The organism is Hoylesella nanceiensis DSM 19126 = JCM 15639 (assembly GCF_000379965.1).
In the GTDB taxonomy this organism is placed as follows: domain Bacteria; phylum Bacteroidota; class Bacteroidia; order Bacteroidales; family Bacteroidaceae; genus Prevotella; species Prevotella nanceiensis.
The window spans coordinates 1-22,911 of the sequence record NZ_KB904328.1 but is presented as its reverse complement, the minus strand read 5'-3'; the positions used below and the strand labels follow the sequence as shown (position 1 = coordinate 22,911).

15 protein-coding genes are annotated in these 22,911 nt (G+C 40.5%); 10 read left to right on the top strand and 5 right to left on the bottom strand.

Going from position 1 to position 22,911, the window contains the following annotated elements:
* Window positions 1-32: 32 nt before the first annotated feature.
* Window positions 33-773 carry a lipocalin family protein gene (locus A3GM_RS0103270; RefSeq protein ID WP_018361959.1) on the top strand — a complete coding sequence of 247 codons (741 nt, stop codon included), beginning with the start codon at window positions 33-35 and terminating at the stop codon, window positions 771-773.
* Window positions 774-914: 141 nt separating this feature from the next.
* Window positions 915-1,598 (top strand): Crp/Fnr family transcriptional regulator, encoded by a 684-nt coding sequence (locus A3GM_RS0103265; RefSeq protein ID WP_018361958.1) that lies wholly within the window; start codon window positions 915-917, stop codon window positions 1,596-1,598.
* Between the two features lie 356 nt (window positions 1,599-1,954).
* Here the strand turns inward: A3GM_RS0103265 and A3GM_RS0103260 are convergent, their stop codons facing one another.
* The 5 genes from A3GM_RS0103260 to A3GM_RS0103240 all read right to left on the bottom strand — a co-directional run bounded on the left by A3GM_RS0103260 (window position 1,955) and on the right by A3GM_RS0103240 (window position 10,562).
* Complete coding sequence (locus A3GM_RS0103260) at window positions 1,955-3,976, bottom strand: glycoside hydrolase family 97 protein (protein WP_018361957.1); 2,022 nt, start codon at window positions 3,974-3,976, stop codon at window positions 1,955-1,957.
* A gap of 342 nt (window positions 3,977-4,318) precedes the next feature.
* Window positions 4,319-5,842, bottom strand: coding sequence for a RagB/SusD family nutrient uptake outer membrane protein (locus tag A3GM_RS0103255; RefSeq protein WP_018361956.1), 1,524 nt, complete (start codon window positions 5,840-5,842; stop codon window positions 4,319-4,321).
* Between the two features lie 27 nt (window positions 5,843-5,869).
* Entirely contained in the window at window positions 5,870-8,803 is a 2,934-nt protein-coding gene (locus A3GM_RS0103250) for a SusC/RagA family TonB-linked outer membrane protein (RefSeq protein WP_026216105.1), read from the bottom strand.
* A gap of 20 nt (window positions 8,804-8,823) precedes the next feature.
* Window positions 8,824-10,035, bottom strand: a complete 1,212-nt coding sequence (locus A3GM_RS0103245) for a hypothetical protein (RefSeq protein WP_018361954.1) — start codon at window positions 10,033-10,035, stop codon at window positions 8,824-8,826.
* Window positions 10,032-10,562, bottom strand: coding sequence for a DUF5004 domain-containing protein (locus A3GM_RS0103240; protein WP_018361953.1), 531 nt, complete (start codon window positions 10,560-10,562; stop codon window positions 10,032-10,034). The genes A3GM_RS0103245 and A3GM_RS0103240 overlap by 4 nt, the downstream gene beginning before the upstream one ends.
* Before the next feature lie 713 nt (window positions 10,563-11,275).
* Here A3GM_RS0103240 and purL point away from each other — a divergent pair.
* From purL to A3GM_RS0103190, 8 genes are all read left to right on the top strand, one after another.
* Window positions 11,276-15,010: a phosphoribosylformylglycinamidine synthase gene (gene purL, locus A3GM_RS0103225; RefSeq protein WP_018361950.1), complete on the top strand. Its 3,735-nt coding sequence runs from the start codon at window positions 11,276-11,278 to the stop codon at window positions 15,008-15,010.
* 110 nt (window positions 15,011-15,120) lie between these two features.
* Window positions 15,121-15,657, top strand: coding sequence for a chromate transporter (locus A3GM_RS0103220; protein WP_018361949.1), 537 nt, complete (start codon window positions 15,121-15,123; stop codon window positions 15,655-15,657).
* Between the two features lie 97 nt (window positions 15,658-15,754).
* Entirely contained in the window at window positions 15,755-16,327 is a 573-nt protein-coding gene (locus tag A3GM_RS0103215; RefSeq protein WP_018361948.1) for a chromate transporter, read from the top strand.
* Window positions 16,328-16,387: 60 nt separating this feature from the next.
* On the top strand, window positions 16,388-17,275 hold the full coding sequence (locus A3GM_RS0103210) for a DMT family transporter (RefSeq protein ID WP_018361947.1): 888 nt from the start codon (window positions 16,388-16,390) through the stop codon (window positions 17,273-17,275).
* Between the two features lie 49 nt (window positions 17,276-17,324).
* Window positions 17,325-18,248, top strand: coding sequence for a DMT family transporter (locus A3GM_RS0103205; protein WP_018361946.1), 924 nt, complete (start codon window positions 17,325-17,327; stop codon window positions 18,246-18,248).
* Between the two features lie 355 nt (window positions 18,249-18,603).
* Window positions 18,604-19,455 carry an OmpA/MotB family protein gene (locus A3GM_RS0103200; RefSeq protein WP_018361945.1) on the top strand — a complete coding sequence of 284 codons (852 nt, stop codon included), beginning with the start codon at window positions 18,604-18,606 and terminating at the stop codon, window positions 19,453-19,455.
* Between the two features lie 173 nt (window positions 19,456-19,628).
* On the top strand, window positions 19,629-21,602 hold the full coding sequence (locus tag A3GM_RS0103195) for an OPT family oligopeptide transporter (RefSeq protein WP_018361944.1): 1,974 nt from the start codon (window positions 19,629-19,631) through the stop codon (window positions 21,600-21,602).
* 128 nt (window positions 21,603-21,730) lie between these two features.
* Window positions 21,731-22,444 (top strand): Bax inhibitor-1/YccA family protein, encoded by a 714-nt coding sequence (locus A3GM_RS0103190; protein WP_018361943.1) that lies wholly within the window; start codon window positions 21,731-21,733, stop codon window positions 22,442-22,444.
* Window positions 22,445-22,911 lie beyond the last annotated feature (467 nt).

The window sequence follows — 22,911 nt, the reverse complement described above, 5'->3', positions numbered from 1 at the left end:
TAAACTATAATTTAACTTTAAAGAATATTGATATGAAGAAAATTACATGTAATTTTTTTGTTGTCCTATATCTACTTATAGGCGCAATAAGCATTGTTTCGTGTTCAAAAAACGAAGATTTACCTGTTGATAAGAAAGAACCTGCAGTGCAGATGACTCTTAATGAGCAGACAAAGACTGCCACTATTAAGGTGAGTGGACTTGCTGCTAAAACCCATTTGCAATTGGTTTATGCCACAGCTCGTGGTCAAGTGTTGGGCGAAGCCTTAGTGAATGCCGACGGAACTCAGCAATTTGAGGTGGATCAGCTTGTGGGATTTGAACAGAATTTGAAGGTGGTTGTGAAAGAGAACGAAACCAAAACGACTTTAAAAGAGTTGAAAGTGCCTGCTGCAACACAAACACTTACACAGCAACAATTGGTGAATATGCTTACAAAACACGCATGGAACTCGGTTGTTCGAACCTCTCGTGTGCTTGTTGCAAATAGCGATAACAAGCCATATACAATGTTTGTGACTGTGGCACAGAAAACTTTTAAGTTCGAAGCCAATAACAAATTCATCTTTACAGTAACCAGTCCACTGAACTATACTTACGAAAATGGCTCATGGACCATCAACAATTCGGTGCTAAACATCAGCACAAGAATACCTATTGGACCATTAGAAATGAAGAATTTGCGTGTTACTAAGATTACAGATAGCGAGCTTTCGCTCTTAGTTGAGATATCAGATGGCTTGTTCTTAATAAGTTTCGAAGCACAAAAATAATCGATAAAAAAGGAAGTAGAGAGCGTTTTTCTACTTCCTTTTCTTCTTTTTACACCCTAAAAGGGTGAAAAATACCTAAAAGTAGGTATAGCAAAGAATTGCGAAAGTGTGTATTTTTGCAGACGAAAGTTAGTGATACACATGAAAAAAACAATTTTTTCGCAACTCGAATCGTCTGCTCTTTTTTCTGGATTAGATGCTAACGACATCGAAAGACACTTGAACACGCTTCGTTATAGCGTGAAAAAGGTGCCTGCTAAAACTGTTTTTATATCAGAAAATGACTCTCTTTGCGAAATAGTTGTGGTGGTTGAAGGACTTGTTTCGGCAGGAATGAGCACGGCAAAAGGCAAACATTTAATGGTAGATTATTTGAAACCAGGCACTATGTTGGCTCCTGCTTTTGTGTATTCTGATGAGTGTGAGGTGCCTGTTGAGGTGAAAACGATAGAGAAGAGCGTGTTATTTTGTATGTCGAAAGACGATTTTTCGCTTCTAATTGGCTTCTGCGAGCCTGTTCGAAACAACTTTATTCATATTCTATCGCATATTAATTTCTTTTTAATGAGCAAGATTCGTATGGTGTATATGAGCTCTATTAAAGAGAAGATTGCCACTTTTTTACTTCGAAAGGCCACCGTAATGCATTGCGATTCGGTACCTCTTAGTCTGTCGAGAAGGCAACTTGCCGATGTGTTTGGTATTCAAAAAAGCTCGTTAATACGCACTCTTAACGAACTGGAACACGACAATTTAATTTTTGTTCGAGAGAAAGAGATTGTCATTCTCGATGTACATGGCTTGCAAGAGATATTGAAAGGCTAAACCATCTCAATGCTTTTACACTCTAATCTCAATGCAATTGCACCCTAAAAGCATAGCTATTGCAACATAAAAACAATGCTTTTTCAAGGCTTCTTTTATTTACTTTGATTACCAGCTCATTACAACTCTCACTCGAACTGAAATGTTCTTCTTGCTTATAGTGTAAGAATGAGGAGGTGAAAAGGATAAAATCCGCTCTTAAAAGTAGGGTGGAGGAGGCGTGTTGCTCTACTTTTTCGTTCTAACTTCTATCATAGACAATAAAAAAAGAGCCCCAGTTGAGGCTCTTTTCAATTCTTATTCCCAATAAAATAATTTGCTTTTGGGCTTTTAATAGTGCCGAACAGCACCACATTTTAGTTGATTTTCTTTAGCTCTATGGCAAATCCTCCACTTGGAGCAAGCTTCAATTGCAAGCTATCGCCTTTGCGAATACGTTTTTGAGTGATTGCAAGTGGATAAGGATTAGTGCGATAGTCGGCACCTTCTCCATCGCTATAGATAAGTGCTTCGTATTGAGCATCGTTATCTAAGAAGTCGAAATGAAGGGTAAGTGTGCGTGGGTCTTGGTCGGTTAAACCACCAATATACCAGTTGTTGCTGTTTCTTTCCTTGCGAGCAATGGTGACATATTTACCCAATTCGGCATTTAACACTCGTGATTCTTGCCAGTTTGTGGGCACTCTTTGTATGAATGAGAGGGCAGGATGTGCCTCATAGTTCTCTATTTTGTCGGCAGCCATTTGCCAAGGACTATAAATCACCACGTAAGAAGCCAACTGTTTAGCGATAGTTGTTTGTGGGTGACTTTGTGGAACGGCTTTATTTTCGAAGTTAAAGATACCTGGTGTGTAGTCGATTGCACCCGCTAACTGACGTGTAAAGGGCACAATACACAAGTGATAGGGTGGGTTTCCGCCATCTTGCGACCACGCATTATACTCTTGTCCACGTACTCCTTCACCCGAAATAAGGTTGGGATAGGTTCTATTTAAGCCTGTTGGCATGGCAGGTTCGTGGTTAACTATCATTATTTGGTATTTAGCTGCAGTTTCAATAACCTTGCGATAGTGGCGAACACCATATTGACTGTGTTGTAATTCAAGATTATCCATCTTGTCGTTTACATATCCTGTTTTCACAGTTCGTATGCCTAAGCGTTGGTAAAGGGCAAAAGCTGAATCGAGTTGTTGCTCGTAATTCTTGGCAGATCCACCTGTTTCGTTGTGCGCAATGAGGCGTACTCCCTTCGAAAGAGCATAGTGCTGCAAGCTATCTAAGTCGTAATCGGGGTACGCTTTGGTAAAGTTAAACTTGTCACCTTCGACTCCCCAGTTGCCATCCCAGCCCCAATTCCAACCTTCTACCAATACACCTTTAAAGCCATTCTTCGCTGCAAAGTCGATATAACGCTTGGTATTGGCTGTTGTTGCACCGTGTTTTTCACCTTGACTCCATGTGTAATCGCCCATATGAATGGCCCACCAGATACCTATATACTTACCATCTTCGATCCAAGAAGTATCTTTAATCTTGCAAGGCTCATTGAGATTGAGCATTAAGCGAGATGCAGTGATGTCGGCAATGGTGCTTCCTACGATGACAGTTCGCCATGGACTAACAAACGGAGTGGCTGCATATACCTTGTCACCATTGCTCCATGGGGTGAGTTCAGACGACAAAACAACTTGTCCGTTTTGATCTTTTTGAGGGTGATAGTTCAGCGTTGCATAATCAGTTAGATTGGCTTCGTGAAAAACAAGATATAAACTGTCGTTCACTTCCATTGTTATTGGGGTCGAAACGGTTGGCTTTTCGCTTATAGGAGCTTTGGTCCAAAGACCCTCATAGTAGTGAGTTCCTTCGGTAGGGATGGTCCATGCAGAGGCGTCCCAAGGCAAAGTGAGAGCCGTTTTCTCGTCGATAATGGTAAACTGATTGAGATTTGCTTGCTTAGGGAATACATATCTAAAACCCATTCCATCGTTAAAAAGGCGGAAAACAATGTTCATCATTCTTTTCTTGTCTTTCTTTTGCTGAAGATGAAGGGTGAGTTCGTTGTAGTGATTACGTATGTTTAGCTCTTCTCCCAATGGTTGTTGCCATGTTTCATCAAGCTGATTGCGAGATGTTTTGGTAACTTTAAAGTCTTCAGACAATTGTCCATCTTTTAGAGAAACGCCTAAATACGACTTTTTAATAACGCTTTTGTTGTCTCTGAGCAATTCAAAATAGGGCTTACCAGATGCGTCTACACCCGTTAAAAGCGACAAACGACCATTGGGCGACGTTACTTTTGAGGTGGCAAACGCACTTAAATAGCTTAAACTCATTGCGCAGATACAAAGCAATAGAGTAATTTTGTTTTTATTCATCATACTATAATACCTGTTGTTTTTATTTCTTTTTAATTATATTCTCCCTGTAATAATGCGATATGATGCGGTTATCTTGTTCTTTCTTTTCAACCTATTTTGCCTCGCTTGAGGTGCTTTTAAATCCTTGTTTCATCTTGCTTGTCCCTTATTTAATAAGGGGTTAGCAGATGAAGAGAGGCAAAAGTGGGTCGTTTTATATAACGCTAAGGAGGTGCAGAACCCATTGTCTGCACCTAACCTTACGCTTATTTTACGTTTAAAAACGTTCTTTATTGTGGAAATAATGTAAAAAATACATCTTTTTAGTTGCTTTTCGTGTTGCAGAAAGCCAACATTCCACTTCTAATAACCTGTGTTTTGCACCAAATTGGGGTTCTTATCCAACTCTTCTTTGGGTATGGGGAAGAAGCGAGTGTGCATGTCTGCGGGGTCAGCCTCTTTGTTCCACCATGTTTTAAAGAATGTTCCAAATCTAATGTTAGTGGTTCTTCGCAAGCCTTCGAACACAAACTCGTGTTTCCATTCGTTGTCAAGTGCCTCGAGAGAAAGCGTTGTTAATGGATCGAGAGCAGCTCTTTTGCGCACCTGATTGATGTAATCTAAAGCCGTTTGAGTGTATCCTAGGCGGAAACTAGCCTCACTTTGCATCATAAGAACTTCGGCATAGCGCATCAAAACCCAGTCGTTATCACGTTCCCACATATCAGTTGGGCTCCATTCGTATTTATTTAGTCTTGCACCTTCATTCTGAAGCGCATCTGTATACTTCTTAATTTCTTCAGTATAGTTAAGTGGTTCGCCATTATCCATCAACACTTCAGATCCGTCTTTGGCACTATATTGCTGGCCAATGAGCAGTGATGCACGACGAACATCTTTCTCTTCGAATGAAGAATACAAGCCAGGTTGAGCGCAAATGCCGTTTCCTGACCACTGCCAAGAGCCTTCTGGAGAGAAAACATACTTCTGATTGTAATGATAACTCATTGAAGCTAGATAGTTACCACTTGTTCCTTGCTTGTGATCATAGGGTATTGCGAAGATGATTTCGGGTGAAGTTTCATTCTTAATCTTAAAGCTTTCCTTGTAATCGGCAGTGAGTCTGTAACCCGATATCTTATCACATGCATCTAAGCAGTCTTGCCAATGCGCTGTACCTATAAGGCTTTCGGCATTGAGATACAAACGAGCAAGAAGCGTATAAGCCACATTTTGAGTGAAACGACCATATTGAACGCCAGAAGGAAGGAGTGGAAGAATGTCTTTAATCTCCTTTTCTATAAAGTCAAACACCTGTTCTTTCGAAGCGTTTTTAGGCAATTCTTTCTCGGTAAAGCTTGTACTTATGGGCACATTTCCAAAGTTATCGAGTAGATTATAATAGTAGTAAGCACGCAAACCACGCAACTCTGCCTCTACAACTTTCTTCTCTTGGTCGGTCAAAGACGATTGTTCAACCTGATAAATAATGGCATTAATCTTCGAAACTCCAGTGAAATTGTATCGCCAAACCGAGAGAATAGCGGTGTTATTAGCGTCCCATGTGTGGAATTGTAGCTGCTGATAGCGACCTCCATCGTACCAGTCTGTACCACGAGTAGGGATACATGCCTCATCACTTGAGCAGGCGGCGGTGAAGAATACATATTCACATGTGGGGAAACAATTGACCTTATTGCCTTCAGGAGTATTGGCACCATAGCCTCGAAGCGTTGCATATGCGCCTCCAACAATGGTTTGTACCTCCGAATTATTTTTGCCATAGCTGTCCATTGTCACCTTATCGTATAGCGTTTCGTTTAAGTCTGTGCAGGCATTGCATGCTAACAGGCCGACAAACGATAAATATATCAAATGTTTTTTCATAATAGTGTTCTTTCTTTTAGTGATGAATTAGAATGCAAGATTTAAACCAATAGAGAATGTTCGTGGGCGAGGATAAGCGTTAAACTTCTCTATTCCAGGAGAATCTAATACATTATCGGGGATAGAAACCTCAGGGTCTAAGCCTTTATAGCCTGTTAAACAGAAGAGATTCTCAGCGGTGAAATAAACTCTTAAGCGTGATAATCCAAGCTTATTAGCGCAAGGTAGCGAATAACCTAAAGTGAAAGATTGAAGTCGGAAGAATGCTCCATTCTCGATAAAGTAGCTCGAAAAGGTTGGATTATCAGTGATTCCGCTTGTCATAAAGTCGTCGGGAACGTTCTGAGAGGGGAATCTTGTGGGGTCAAACATAGCCATTCGGGTAGCATTAAGCACCTTTTGACCAAACATTCCATATCCTGCTACGGTGCAATCGAAATTCTTATACGATGCATTAAGCGACAATCCCACGTTCACTTTGGGCTGAGCAGAACCTAAGAACTCATTAACAACCTTGCCATTCTCGTCCTTTTTGAGGATATACTTACCGTTTTCGTCCACTCCTTCGCATACAGGTCCCCAGAAAGCACCCGCTGCATAGCCCTCTTTTATTACCTGAGAATACATGTTAGACATACCTCTTAGGTCGTGCAAAGAGCCTGCTTGAAGTCCAACGGCTTTGTAAAGGTCATTTGATAGCTTTGTAATCTTTTGGTGATTGTATGCAAAGCTCATGTTAGCATCAAAGGTCCAATCCTTAGAACGAATGATGTTTGAGTGCAAAGTAAGCTCTACTCCAGTATTTTTTAGATTGCCAACGTTAGCCAACATCGTGCCAACTAGGTATGGAGGTTGAGGCACTGGATAAGTCCAAAGCAAGTCTTTTGTGTTCTTATTATATACTTCTATGGTTCCAGTGAGGCGGTTAAACAATGAAAAGTCTACACCAATATTAAATTGTTGAGTAGCTTCCCATTTTAAGTTAGGGTTTGCATTTTGTATTTGTACATAGGCATTCTTCCACGAATTGGTTGTAGCATCGTAGTAAGCAGCACCAGATGGGCTCAAAATAGATAGCGACTTGTAGTCTCCAATGCCGTTTTGATTACCCGTAATACCATATCCAATGCGTAGTTTTAGATAGTCTAACCACTCTTGAGTGCCCTTCATAAAGGCCTCATTGCTTATCTTCCACGCTACAGAAACAGAGGGGAAAGTACCCCATTTGTGGTCTTTTCCGAAGCGAGAGCTACCATCTCGTCTTAGAGTTGCAGTGATAAGATATTTATCCATCATGTTATAGTTCGCTCTACCGAAGAAAGATATGAGCTTAGCGTTGCCCTTATACGAGTAAACATCACCCTGACGATAATCTGTTCCCGCTGCTAAATTGTTGTAACCGAATGCATTTGTGTCGAAACCACTGCGTGTTGAGCCAAAGCCTTCGTATGTGTTATCGAGATAAGAATAGCCCGCCATGAGGTTTATGTGATGGTTTTTAGATAGGTCTTTATCGTAAGTAAAGTACCATTCCAATTGCTTATTGGTATAATCCTCATAGGTTCTTTGACCCCAACCCTTTTCACTTTGACCCTCCATCTTTGCGTATGTAGGCTTATAAAGACCCTTCTTTGCAGAGTTAAACTCATAAGAAGTGTTGATAGTTGTTGTCAATCCAGGTATAATCTCAAGCTCAGCTTTAAGATAACCCAATAGTCTATGACGCTTATGGTCGGCAGTTCGGTTGTTATTTAGCTCGATAGGATTCTCCGTATTCGTACCACTTAGCTGCGCATAGCTGCCATCTGGGTTGTAAATAGGAAAGGTAGGATTAATGTTTGTCATTCTTTCAAAGATACGACCGTCTATTGGATGCCAGCTATCAAAATTGGTATTCACTCCTTCGTCCAATCTAAGTCTGCCGTTCCAAGCCTTTTGATAGGCAGAAAGACTTGCAGAAAGGCGATTCATAGTGTTGTTCTTTATCACGCCTTGGTTATTTTGATAGGTTACAGAAGCACGATAACCATTATCCTTTTTGTTACTTCCAAAGAGAATATTGTGTGAGTGTGAGATAGCAGTTCTTTCGAGTTCCTTTTGCCAATCGGTAGCATGTCCAAAGTCTAAAGCTCCATTTACGCCCCTTTCACGAACGTAACTGCGCCATTGATTAGCCGAAAGTAGGTCCATATTCTTCGCTACAGAGGCAATAGCCACATAGCCATTATATTGCAAAGTCTTTTGTTCCACATCGCTTCCTTGGCGATTAGTGGTGACGATAATAACGCCATTCGCACCTCTCGAACCATATATAGCAGCTGCAGAAGCATCTTTCAACACGTCCATACTAACGATTTCAGAAGGCTGAACGCTGTTAATATCCACGCCAGGAATACCATCTACCACGAAAAGAGGGCCGTTTCCTGCAGATAAAGACGTACCTCCACGAAGGCGAATGCTTGCTCCTGCCTCAGGAGCTCCAGAGCTTTGCATCACCGATAAACCTGCAATTTTACCTTGAAGTAATTGCTCAGTACTGGTGATAACGCCCTTCTTTAAATCTTTTGCGTTGATAGATGCAATAGCACCCGTTAGGTCTGACTTGCGCATTGTGCCGTATCCCACACCTACAACCACGGTTTCTTGAAGCATCTTAGCGTCTTCTTTCAACACAACAGTGATGTTTTTGCCAGCCTTCACCTGTTGAGTTACATAGCTAACATAGCTTATTTCTAAGGTAGAATTATTGTTACATTGAATAGAGAAATGTCCATCAGCATTGGTAATAGTGCCTGTTGAGGCTCCAACTACTTTGATAGTAGCCCCCACAAGAGGCTCATTGTTGCCGTCGAGCACCTTTCCTGTTGCAAGAAACGATTGTGCCATGGCTTGAATATTACCTAAAAACAACAGCACATTGATAAGAATCAGTGCCATATAGGATTGTTTAATTTGTTTCATAGTGTAATGCTTTAATAGGTTTAGTTTTGGTCTTCTACCACAAGAGGAATCTTAGTGTCAACAACTTGTTGACCGTCTTCCTTACTAATAACGACATGTATTTCAGTGGCTTTGTTGAATTCGGGAATCGACATCAAGTTAATTGTTGCCGCTCTTTTATCTCTTGTGCCTTCCATAGTGCCTTGAATGGTTTGCGAAGCGGTAGAGATAGTGTATTTTAAGGTGCCTGCTGTGCGTTCATTATATTGACGAGTGAGCGTTAATATGTCGTTAGCACTAATCTTAGAAGGGAAGAAAGAGAATGTAGGATCAGGATAAGGAGCAGCCGTTCCAGCTTTAAATACGACGTTAGAGCTTGTTCCTGCCCAGTCGTTATTAGCGATACCCACCATCAACCACTCTAAGTTTTCGATGTCAGTGTCGGTTTGTAAGGTCGAAACCGCTTTGCTTCCGTCGTCGGCATAGTTCCAACTATAGTAGTCAAAGGGCGATGTCATGCTGATAGAATAAAAGCCATTGCTGAGCTTTTGAATAGCTGTTTTCTCCATACATTTAGGAATCCATACCTTAACACCTTGTAAATAGGTGAAGTTATCGATACCAGAATGAAGGTTGAAGCTTTGGAAGTTAGGAGTATTAGCAGCAAAATCGGTCATGGTTTGACCCTTTACTTTCATTACATTAGGGTTGAACACAATAGTAAGAGGTTCGTTTAATGTGAACTTACTGGTTAGTGCTTTAGTTTTCTTTCCGCTGAAAACCTGATAGGGTTCGCCACTATCTGCAAACGCCTTCCATTCACTTCTCGAGTCGGGAGCTTGATAAACGCCACTCCAATAGGCACCATCTTTGGTTTTAAGGCGTTGCCAAAAGCCAGGCCAGTCGCTGTTTTCGAAAGCCGAAACGGGTGAGTTAAAATATTTAGTAGGCGTCATTGTCATCTTATAAATATTGTCTCCGAGGTATTCGAGCTTAGCAAAATCAGACGAATTACCGCCATGTCCAGCATCAGGTTCAGTGGGTTGCCATGCCCAAAGATATAAGTCTACCCCAGCAGGGAAGCCCACATCGGTTACATCATAATAGAAAGTAACTTCTTGATCGGCAGTAAACACGGCAGGAACCGTCCACACTTTGGGCGCATTAGATAGTTCAATGCCTTCAGCTTTCACAACATTTGCAAAGCTCAACATCAACAATGACATGAGCATTATGATATAGTTTCTTTTCATGGTTGTGCCTCCTCGCTTTTAGTTGATGATGTTAAATTGTAGGTGTACGATACAAAAGGCTTACCAGCAAGCTTTCTTACGAGCTTAAAGGCTAAGGTCTTTTCGTTTCCAGGGATAGCAGTTACAATCACTTCGTGATTTTTTTGACCGTCATTTAAGAGTAAACGACTCGATGAACCATCAGATTTGTAATAGTCGTAGTCGAGTTTCCACGTACCAGAAGTGGGCAAAAGCAAAGGTGCTTCGCCTTCAATTGTAAAGGTAGAGGGTGTTCCTTCTGCCGTAGCATTGAGCGTAATGGCAAACGTTTTGAATTGAAGAGCGTCGGTGAGCGACATCTTTTTCATGGTGATTTCGTCGGTTTGGTCTAATGATTGAAGCGACCATTTGCCATGAATCTTTTCATTAATTGAGATAGGAGCAACGTAAGATCCGTCTTCGGTTACGTTACACGAACTTAACAAGGAGGTGAACGACACCACTAAAGCTGATGTTAAGCCCGCCATTTGTAAATGAATCTTTCTCATGTTCGGTGTTTTAAAGTTAATAACTAATTAGGTTTTCTTTTTTTACAAAATTACATAAAAAGAGAAAAGAGATAAAGTAAAACAACTAATGTATAAAGAAATACAAAGTCGACGAAATACTATCTATTTGCTAATCAGGTGTTTAAGTGAATGTAAGGGAGCAATTTGTATAAATAATGTATTGTGAAAAATGGGGCGGATTTTCATCAAAAAGGGGTAGGTTTGCTGTGTAAAATGGGTGTATTTTCTCTTCTTTTTACTTTTTATTTGCCTTTAAGTCAGGCGCACATCTGCTCTCCTTCGAACTCCTCTACAATGTCCTCTAAAAACAAAAGGTCTCCACTCGAAAAATAAACTCACTGCTTTTGCCCTCCAAAAGCAATGTAATTGCACCCTAAAAGCATTGATATTGCAATGTAAAAACAATGCTTTTGAAAGTGGAGTAGAAAAGAAGTGGTTGGCAAAGGCTTATCAGACGTTTGAGAAAGGGGAGAAGATAGCGACAAACACCCTCCTTTATTCGTTGGCAGAAAAGAAACAAACGCCTTTCGAACACAAGTTCTTTAAAATCATAAAATAACTCACTTAAAGCGTCCTTTATTTAGAAAAGAATAGTTATCTTTGCACCATTAGAACACAAAGCAGGTGCTAGTGTTTTATAATTGCTTTTCGAAGCACTCCAAATGTAATATTCATTTATATACACATAAAGCATGATTCTCTTTTTTAAAACAACATCGCAAAGCATTATTGTAACAGATGTGAGCAATAACCTTGAAGCTAATGATATCGAAAAGCTATCTTGGCTATATGGTGATGCGCAGTTTATTAATGAGCAAACAATTGAAGGTTATTTTGTAGGTCCACGTAAAGAGATGGTAACACCATGGAGTACGAATGCCGTTGAGATTACACAGAACATGAATCTTAGCGGCATTTTGCGTATAGAAGAGTTCTTTCCGGTAGACTCAGAAGATGCAAATTACGACCCAATGTTGCAGACATTATACCGTGGCTTAACACAAAACGTGTTCGAAGTAAACCACCAAGCGGCTCCAATAAAGTATATAGATGACCTCGATTCGTATAACGAGGCAGAAGGATTGGCGCTATCTAAAGAAGAAATAGATTATCTTCACGATGTAGAAAAGCAACTATCACGCTCTTTAACCGATTCAGAAGTATTTGGATTCGCTCAAATTAACTCAGAACATTGCCGTCATAAGATCTTTGGAGGTACCTTTATTATCGACGGAAAGGAAATGCCTTCATCACTCTTTGCTATGATTAAACGCACAACTGCAGAGAATCCTAATGCTATTCTCAGTGCTTATAAAGACAATGTAGCCTTTGCAAAGGGTCCAACTATCGAACAGTTTGCACCTCAAAGCGCAGCAACAAGCGACTACTTCGTTATTCGTAACATCGACAGCGTTATTTCAATAAAAGCTGAAACACATAACTTTCCAACAACTGTAGAGCCTTTTAATGGTGCAGCAACAGGTACTGGAGGAGAAATTAGAGACCGTATGGGAGGTGGAATTGGCTCTTGTCCTATCGCAGGAACAGCCGTTTATATGACCTCTTATCCTCGTCTTAAATCTCAAGACGGTAACATTCGCCCTTGGGAAACAATTATACCAGCCCGCAAATGGTTGTATCAATCGCCCGAAGACATATTGATTAAGGCTTCAAATGGTGCGAGCGACTTTGGTAATAAGTTTGGACAACCATTGATTTGTGGCTCTGTTCTCACTTTCGAACATCAAGAACAAGATGGCAACAATGCTCCTCTTTATGCATACGACAAGGTGATTATGCTTGCAGGAGGTGTGGGTTATGGAACTCAAAGAGACTGCTTAAAGAAAGAACCACATGCAGGTAACAAAGTAGTTGTTGTGGGTGGAGATAACTATCGCATTGGACTTGGAGGCGGAAGTGTGTCTTCTGTAGATACAGGACGCTATTCTAATGGTATCGAATTGAACGCTGTTCAACGTGCAAACCCAGAGATGCAAAAACGTGCTTACAACCTTGTTAGAGCTCTAACAGAAAGCGACGACAACCCAGTTGTGTCTATTCACGACCACGGTTCGGCAGGACATCTCAACTGTTTGTCGGAACTTGTTGAAGAATGTGGAGGCGTTATTCATATCGATAAGCTACCTCTTGGCGACAAAACCCTATCTGCAAAGGAAATAATCGCTAATGAAAGTCAAGAACGTATGGGTCTTCTTATCGATGAAAAGCACATCGAAGAGGTGAAGAAAATAGCAGAAAGAGAACGTGCTCCGCTATATGTTGTGGGCGAAACAACAGGAGATGCGCACTTTTCTTTTGAACAATTAGATGGCGTTAAGCCTTTCGATATGGACGTAGCACAGATGTTTGGCCACTCACCTAAAACCATTATGCGTGACGAAACCGTTGAACATCACTACAATACACCTGCTATTGAAGCAGACAAACTCAATACTTATATCAACAATGTATTGCAATTAGAGGCTGTTGCATGTAAAGATTGGCTCACAAATAAGGTCGATCGCTCGGTAACAGGAAAGGTCGCACGCCAACAATGTCAAGGAGAAATACAGCTCCCACTATCAGATTGCGGTGTAGTTGCACTCGACTATCGTGGAAAGAGCGGTATTGCTACTTCTATTGGACACGCTCCTCAGGTGGCATTAGCGAACTCTGAGGCGGGTTCTGTTATGGCAGTTGCAGAAGCTTTGACCAATATTGTATGGGCACCACTAAGCGAAGGACTAACAAGTGTGTCGCTTTCGGCTAACTGGATGTGGCCTTGTAGATCGCAAAAGGGCGAAGATGCACGCTTATATGCTGCTGTTAACGCTCTAAGTGATTTCTGTTGCGACTTGGGTATCAATGTTCCTACAGGTAAAGACTCATTATCTATGACTCAACAATACCCCGATGGAGCAGGCAAAGTGATATCTCCAGGAACCGTAATTGTTAGTGCTGGCGGCGAAGTTAGCGACGTGAAGAAAGTGGTTTCGCCTGTTGTTGTGAACGATAAGAACAGCTCTTTATATTATATCGACTTCTCTTTCGATGAACAAAGACTTGGAGGTAGCGCACTATTGCAATCTCTTGGTAAGGTAGGAGACGATGTTCCAACTGTAAAGAACAGCGAATACTTTGCTGATTGCTTTGCTTTTATCCAAGAATTGATAGCTAAAGGCTGGATAATGGCAGGTCACGATATTAGTGCGGGCGGTATTATTACCACCTTGTTAGAAATGTGTTTTGCTAATGAAACAGGCGGTTTGCACATCAATCTACACGACTTAGCAAGCCAAGACATCGTTAAACAGCTCTTTGCAGAGAACCCTGGAGTGGTTATTCAGGTATCAGATAAACACAAAGAAGAACTCCTTGCGCTCTTAGAAAACGAGGGTATAGGATTTGCTAAAATTGGTTATCCAACTCCAAACAATCGTTCTTTGGTGATTAAGAGCAACGAACAAGAATATACTTTCGATATCAATGAGTTGCGTTCTGTGTGGTATAATACCTCATATCAGCTCGATTGCAAACAAAGTTTCAATGGCTGTGCTGAACAAAGAAAAGACAACTATGGTAAACAACCATTGAAGTTGCAATTTGCAAGCACATTTAAAGGTACCTTAGAAAGCTATGGCGTGAGCGCAGATAGACGTGAAAAAACAGGCGTTCGTGCTGCTATTATCCGTGAAAAGGGTACTAATGGTGACCGAGAAATGGCTTATTCGCTCTATTTAGCGGGCTTTGATGTGAAGGATGTAACGATGACTGACCTTATAGAAGGACGTGAAACATTAGAAGACATCAATATGATTGTGTTCTGTGGAGGCTTCTCTAACTCTGATGTTTTAGGCTCTGCGAAGGGTTGGGAGGGTGCTTTCTTATACAATCCAAAGGCAAAACAGGCCTTAGATAACTTCTATTCACGCCCCGATACCTTAAGTTTAGGTATATGTAATGGATGCCAATTGATGGTTGAACTGAACCTCATTAACCCTGAACATCAAAACCGTTCGAAGTTGGTTCACAACAAGTCGCATAAGTTCGAGAGTGCTTTTGTGGGCTTAGATATACCACAAAACAATAGTGTTATGTTGCAATCGCTATCTAATAGCTCATTAGGTGTGTGGGTTGCACATGGAGAAGGACGCTTTATTCTTCCCGAATCGCTCGATAAGTACAATGTCATTGCCACTTATCATTATGCTGATTATCCTGCAAATCCAAATGGTTCAGATTACAATGTTGCTGGTATTTGTAGCGCAGATGGCCGTCATTTGGCAATGATGCCACACCCTGAACGTGCTATTTTCCCATGGCAAAACGCTTATTATCCAAGTAATAGAGTTGCAGATGAAGTGACTCCATGGTTCGAAGCCTTTGTAAATGCACGCAAATGGGTTGAAAGCAAGACCTCAAAATAAAGTGAATTACTTTGCACAAGGAGAGTTGTTAATAGCATTTTAGCGACTTTTCTTGTGCAAACCATATATGAACTATACAACAGAAAAACAGCTTAAAGCAGATAAATATAGTGTATTGGGAAAGTTTTAAAACCTTTTTTAAGATCGGAGCATTCACCTTTGGCGGTGGATATGCAATGATACCGATAATTGAATCGGAGATTGTTGAGAAGCGAAAGTGGATTAGTAAGGACGAATTTGTTGACCTTATAGCCGTTGCACAGAGTTGTCCTGGCGTGTTTGCAATCAATCTTAGCACCTTTATTGGATATAAAATAAAGCGTGTTCCAGGAGGCATTTGCACCACATTAGCCACCGCTTTGCCCTCATTCATCATCATATTGCTCATTGCTCTCTTCTTTCATAGCTTTCAAGACAATCCTGTTGTTGAGTCGATATTTAAGGGAATACGTCCTGCTGTGGTTGCTTTAATTGCCGTTCCTACATGGAATATGGCATTAAGTGCAAAGGTGTCGTGGACCAATTGTTGGATACCTATCCTCTCAGCACTGCTCATTTGGGCAATGGGAGTAAATCCAATTTTTATTATTTTGGCTGCTGGAATAGGTGGATTTCTATACGGACAGTTTATTAAACCTACCGAATAGACCCGCAAGAGCTAAGCAACAGCAATAAAATAACATTCGACAAACAATGCACCTATAATATAATAAGGTGTAAAAGACATACGAGAAATATTGAAATATGGTATTTTTTCAGCTATTTGTAACATTCTTTGAGATTGGACTTTTTGGCTTTGGAGGAGGCTATGGCATGCTATCTCTTATACAAACAGAGGTAGTTCGCAATCATCATTGGTTGACATCGGCAGAGTTTACCAATGTTGTTGCCATCAGTCAGATGACACCTGGGCCTATAGGAATAAACACTGCGACCTATTGTGGCTACACTGCTGTGCACTCAATGGGCTACGGAACGGGCATGAGTGTATTGGGAAGCGCCATCGCTACCTTTGCATTAGTGTTGCCAACGTTTATTCTTATGATTCTAATTACAAAGATGTTTATGCGTTATATGAAGACAACTGCGGTGCAAAGCGTGTTCGAAGGTTTGCGACCAGCTGTTGTTGGACTCTTAGCTGCTGCGACATTGATGTTGATGAATAGCGAGAATTTCGGCTCATTTGGCGCAAGTCGATGGCAATTCTGCATCAGTATAGCCTTATTTATCGCCACATTCGTTGGCACAAAGGTTATCAAGATCAATCCCATTCACATGATACTCTATGCCGCCTTTGCTGGAATGATGCTATTATAGTTCGACACTTAAACCAGAAAACAATTCTATTTACAGAAAATGATTAATTTATAATACCTCATGAATACAAATTTAAAAGGCCTAAGTGCCGCTGCAATTTCGTCAATTACCTTTGGAACGATAGCCCTTTTCAGTCTTCCTGTGCTCAAAAGTGGTATGGATTCGCTCTCACTTATCGTTTATCGTTTTTTCTTTGGAGGCATAGCACTCCTGCTTTTAGCCCTCTTTCAAAGAGTGTCTTTGCGTGTTTCGCTAAAAGACATCGGGCAACTTCTATTGCTCTCGTGCATCTATTCCGTTTCAGCCTTGTCGCTAATAGAAGGTTATAACTATATGCCTACGGGCGTTGCCACCACACTTGTGTTCTCATATCCAGTGTGGACAGCCTTGTTAATGGCCGTTTTCTTTCGTGAAAGATTAGGCATTAAAACCATCGCTTCAATCGTGTTGGCCATCGTGGGCGTTGTTCTTTTGTCGGGAATAACGGGCTCAGACCTACAAAATTCGCATATTGGAGTAGCTTGGGAGCTTCTTTCTGGCTTGACCTACGCCATCTATTTAGTGGTGTTTCCACGTCTTGAAGTGAAGAAGATGCCATCGCTTGCACTCACATTCTATATCTTTCTTTTCACGATGTTGTTGATCTTAGGTTTCTCGTTCATTACCAAAGGCGAGCTTGCACCTATTGCCAACAAGAGTGTAGCATTGAACTTAGTGCTCGTAGGACTCATTCCTACAGCCATAAGTAATATCGCTCTCATCGTAGCTTTAAAGAAAGTGAGCAGCACATTAACAGCTATTTTGGGAGTATTTAAGCCCATCACCGCACTGATTATCGGTCTATTGGTTTTCGGAGAGACTCTTAATCAATACACAACCCTTGGTCTTATTCTTACCCTTGTATCCGTTTCGCTATTGATAATGGGCGCAGGAAAGAGTAAGAGTTAAACAAATTACGATATTAATAATACCCCCTAAACAGCGAGATATTAAAGATATGGCTTTAAACAATAACAATATTAGAGGATTAGTAGAGGCGTCGATCTCAGCAATTGCATTCGGAACTATCCCTTTATTCAGTATTCCCGTATTGAACGAAGGAATTGATTCGCTTTCACTTCTTGTGTATCGCTTTGCCTTTGCAGGTGTAATTATACTCTTAGTGCTCATTGCCAATAAACGTTCTATGCACATAAACCGAGGTGATGCCTTTCGAATTATGTTTATTTCGTTGCTCTATGCCGTGTCGGCTATTGCGCTTATCGAGGGTTATAAGTATATGTCGAGTGGTATTGCCACCACACTTTTGTTCTCATATCCAATATGGACGGCTCTGCTTATGGGCATATTCTTTAAAGAACGACTCAAACTTGGCGCTATTTTATCAATCTTCTTAGCCATCGGAGGCGTTGTTCTTTTGTCGGGAGTGATAGACGGAGACTTTCAAGCTTCATACAAAGGACTATTGTGTGAGTTGCTTTCTGGATTCTTATATGCCACCTATATGGTGATACTTCCAGTGATGCGCATACGTAAAATGTCGTCGCTCAAGCTCACCTTCTATGTGTTCTTCTTTACAATGTTGCTTATTTCGTTCTATTCTCTTTTTGCAACTGGAGGCATAAAGGGTATTCCTTCGACCTCAGCATTTATCAACTTGGCACTCTTAGGACTTGTTCCCACTGCGATAAGTAATATCACTTTGATTATGGCTTTAAAGAAAGTGAGCAGCACAATGGCAGCCATTTTGGGCGCATTCGAGCCTGTTACAGCCATGCTTGTGGGTGTTTTGGTGTTCAGTGAGCCATTTACAGTGCCCATTGCAATAGGCTTAATGTTGATTATTGCATCGGTAATATTCTTGGTGTTGTCGAATAAAAAGGCTCAAGAACAAGACAAACGGATTGAAGAAGAAGCCTAAGTGAACAATAAACACAATGCTTTTGCAGGCTAAAAGCATTGATATTAGAGCATAAAAGCATAGCTATTGATAGGTAATAGTTATGCTTTTATTGCATTATAGCGAAACTGCTTTGTGCAAAGGAGAATGAGGAGGGAAAAGAAGGTGATTGAGTTAGAAAAGCAGTGGGAGAGTGGTTGAAGGCAACGAAAGGGTAGATATAGGTCAATTGCAATGCTGTAAAGGTAATAAATACAAAGAAACAGGTTGGAAAATATAAAAAATAAAAAACAATAATGCTTAATTCTCTTTTTATTAGTATATTTGTATATCGACTGTTTTGATAGCAGAAAACAAACGAAAGACGAATTAAATAATGAAAATCATGAAACAAAAAACATTTATTGCCGCTCTTTTTGCTGGATTAGTTCTAGTAAGTAGCTGTGCAAGTAAGAAAGAATTGGACAATTGTAGATTAGAAAATAAGAATTTAACAGAATCTTTCCAATCAACAAAAGAAGAGCTCGCAGCTAGCAGAGCACGTGTAAACAGCTTAGAAGAACAGCTTGCTCAACAAAAGAAAGACTATGCGTCATTGCAAAATTCGCTCGACAAAAGTTTGCTAAACAGCAATGCAAACAACGTGAATATTTCGAAATTGGTTGACCAAATCAACGAGTCGAACCAATATATCCGTCACTTAGTGGAAGTGAAGAGCAAGAGTGACTCTCTAAATATGGTGCTTTCGAATAACTTAACACGCTCATTAAGCAAAGAAGAGCTTAAAGAAGTGGACGTACAAGTGTTGAAAGGTGTAGTTTATATCTCATTAGCCGACAACATGTTGTATAAGAGTGGAAGCTATGAAATAAACGACAGAGCTGCCGAAACACTAAGTAAAATTGCGAAAATCATTACCGATTATAAGGATTATGACGTATTGATCGAAGGTAACACCGACAATGTGCCCATCACAAGAGAGAACATTCGCAACAATTGGGACTTGTCTTGCTTGCGTGCTTCGAGCGTAGTTCAATATCTACAAACACACTATGGCGTGAATCCTAAACGCTTAACAGCTGGTGGACGTGGTGAATATAACCCCATTGCCAACAACAATACAGAGTTAGGAAAGCAACGCAACCGTCGTACTCAGATCATTATCACTCCAAAACTCGATCAGTTTATGGAGCTAATCGATAAGGCTCCAGAAGAGTCTCAAAAATAAATTGTAGCGGTTAAAAAGAACAATAAGAGTTTTTTAGTGCAGTTCATGTCCCACAACGAGCCTGTCTCACTAAAAAACTCTTTTAACTATTACATCGCTCAAAGAAAAGAATTAGAGATAAAAACCGATTGAAACTATTCGTAGAATATCAATAAACAAAAACAAGAAAGAATATGAATGTTCCTGAAAAACTACCTGAAAACGCCTTTAAGGAATTGAAAGAAGGCGAAGAGTATGAACCTTTGATGTCGCCAAAGAGTAGCTATCCCGAAGTAACACCATGGTCGGTGACTTGGGGAATCTTAATGGCTGTAATCTTTTCTGCTGCTGCTGCCTATCTAGGATTAAAGGTGGGACAAGTGTTCGAGGCTGCTATTCCTATCGCAATTATAGCTGTGGGCGTTTCAACTGCATCGAAAAGAAAGAACGCTTTGGGCGAGAATGTAATTATACAGAGTATTGGTGCCTGCTCGGGAGCTGTGGTTGCAGGAGCCATTTTCACCCTTCCAGCTATTTATATTCTACAGGCAAAATATCCAGAAATAAGTGCTTCGTTCTTAAAAATATTCATTGCATCACTCTTGGGTGGTGTTCTTGGCATCTTGTTCCTCATTCCTTTCCGCAAATACTTTGTGAAAGACATGCATGGTAAATATCCTTTCCCTGAAGCAACTGCAACAACTCAGGTGTTGGTAAGCGGTGCTAAAGGAGGCGGACAAACCAAAAAGCTGTTGCTTGCAGGCTTAATTGGTGGCTTATACGACTTTGTTGTGGCTACATTTGGCTTGTGGAACGAAAACGTGACCTCACGTGTTGTGGGCTGGGGAACTGCTCTTGCCGACAAAACAAAATTGGTGTTTAAAATCAATACGGGTGCTGCCTTGTTTGGATTGGGCTACATTGTTGGTTTACGTTATACGCTAATTATCTGCTTGGGTTCTGCTGCTGTATGGTGGTTGATTGTTCCTGGTATGTCATTCGTATTCCATGATACAGTTTTAAACAATTGGGACGCATCGATAACTCAAACAGTTGGCTCGATGAGTGCTGAAGAAATATTTAAGTATTATGGTAAGAGTATCGGTATTGGAGGTATCGCAATGGCGGGTATTATTGGTGTTATCAAATCGTGGAGCATCATCAAAAATGCCATAGTGCTTGCTTCTAAAGAGCTAAGAGGTGGTTCCGCATCTGCTGAAAAGAGCGAGGCTATCCGCACTCAACGTGACATCTCTTTCAGAATCATCGCAATAGGATCTTTAGTAACCTTGTTGGTTATCTTCTTATTCTTCTGGTTCGGCGTGATGAACAACTTGTTCTATGCTGTTGTGGGCGTGTTGCTTGTGGCAATTATTGCCTTCTTATTTACAACAGTAGCTGCGAATGCCATTGCCATTGTGGGTAGTAATCCTGTTTCGGGAATGACTTTAATGACCTTGATTCTTGCATCGGTGGTACTTGTTGCTGTAGGATTGAATGGCGCAAGTGGTATGGTTGCAGCCCTAATTATGGGTGGAGTGGTTTGTACAGCTTTGTCTATGGCTGGCGCATTTGTTACCGATTTGAAGATAGGTTATTGGGTTGGAACAACTCCACAGAAGCAACAAACATGGAAGTTCTTAGGTACTTTGGTGTCGGCAGCAACCGTTGGAGGTGTGATGATGCTATTAAATAGTACTTATGGTTTCGCTTCTGGTCAGTTGGCTGCACCTCAAGCAAATGCTATGGCGGCTGTTATTGATCCTTTGATGAATGGTGCTGGTGCTCCATGGTTGTTGTATGGAATTGGTGCTTTGATAGCTATTGTATTAACATGGTGTAGAGTTCCTGCTCTTGCCTTTGCACTTGGAATGTTTATTCCACTTGAATTGAACCTTCCACTTGTGGTAGGTGGTGCCGTAAACTGGTATGTAACATCACGCAGTAGCGATGCTAAGGTGAACGAAGAAAGAGGCGAAAAGGGTACTCTTATTGCAAGTGGATTTATTGCAGGGGGTGCTTTGATGGGTGTTGTGAGTGCTTTATTGCGCTTCGCTGGATTCGACTTTATTAATCAAGCGTGGTTGGATAATCCCTTATCTCAAGGCTTATCGCTTATTGCATACGGAGCATTGATCTACTGTTTGGTTCGTTTTACAAAGAAATAAGTGATAAAGCACAGAATATGAGTGCTTTATAAACTAGAAAGTATAATAAATCTTAAAAAGAAGAGCGGGTGTGCTGATGTGGCATTTCCTTTGTTCTATCTTTGCAAGTAACAATAAAATAAAAAATTATGGATAGAGAAACATTTGATAGAATGATTGAAGAACGTGAGGAGCAAATGTCACTTGCGTTTCCAGCTTTAATGCGCAAGGTGTATGTATGGATGACACTCGCATTGGTTATAACAGGTGTAACTGCGTATGGAGTGGCTGCTTCACCTAGTTTGATTTATACATTGATGAGCTCTGAATACTTGTTCTGGGGCTGTCTACTTGGTGAATTGGGTTTGGTTTACTTCATTTCATCTCGTATAATGAATCTTTCACTCACTACTGCAACATTGTTGTTCATCGCTTATTCGATATTGAATGGTGTGACGATGTCGTTTATCTTCTTGGTTTACACAACGTCTTCTATTGCTAATGTGTTCTTCATTACTGCAGGAACTTTCGGTGCGATGTCTTTAATTGGATATACCACAAAGAGAGACTTGTCGAAAATGGGACAACTATTGATGATGGCATTGGTGGGACTTATTATCGCAAGCTTTGCAAATATCCTTATGAAGAACGACACTCTGTCGCTTATTATTAGCTATGTTGGCGTAGTGGTGTTTGTGGGCTTGACTGCTTGGGATACCCAAAAAATTAAAAGAATGTTGGCACAAGCTGACGATATTTCTGAAGATGCGCAAAAGATTGCATTGCTAGGCGCATTGACCTTATATCTCGACTTTGTGAACCTTTTCTTATATCTACTTAGATTATTAGGAAAGAGAAATTAATATGAAATGAAAGGCGGAAGGAGTTATTTTAAACCTTCCGCCTTTTTTGTTTCTAATAGAATTTTTCTTGTTTTCTACTCCCTATATATAATATAAATAGGTGTGATGTAAAAAGACCTTGATTTATTTAGTTGCAGAATAAAAAACATATATTTTTTTGAAAAATATTCTCCAATTATTTGGATTGTGTTTTAAAAAGTTGTACTTTTGCATCCGCTTTCGAGAGTTATCTCGGTTAGCACTAAAGATAGAGTTCTTTGAATAGATTTACATAAACAGACAAGTTAGTACAAGAGTCTTGTTGTTTTTTACAACAGGGTATAAATACGAACCGTTAATTGATTACTTCAATAAAGGTTATAAAGGATAGTCGTTCTAAGTCAGAATACATTCTCCTTATGGAGATTTAAATAAGAAATTTTACAATGTAGAGTTTGATCCTGGCTCAGGATGAACGCTAGCTACAG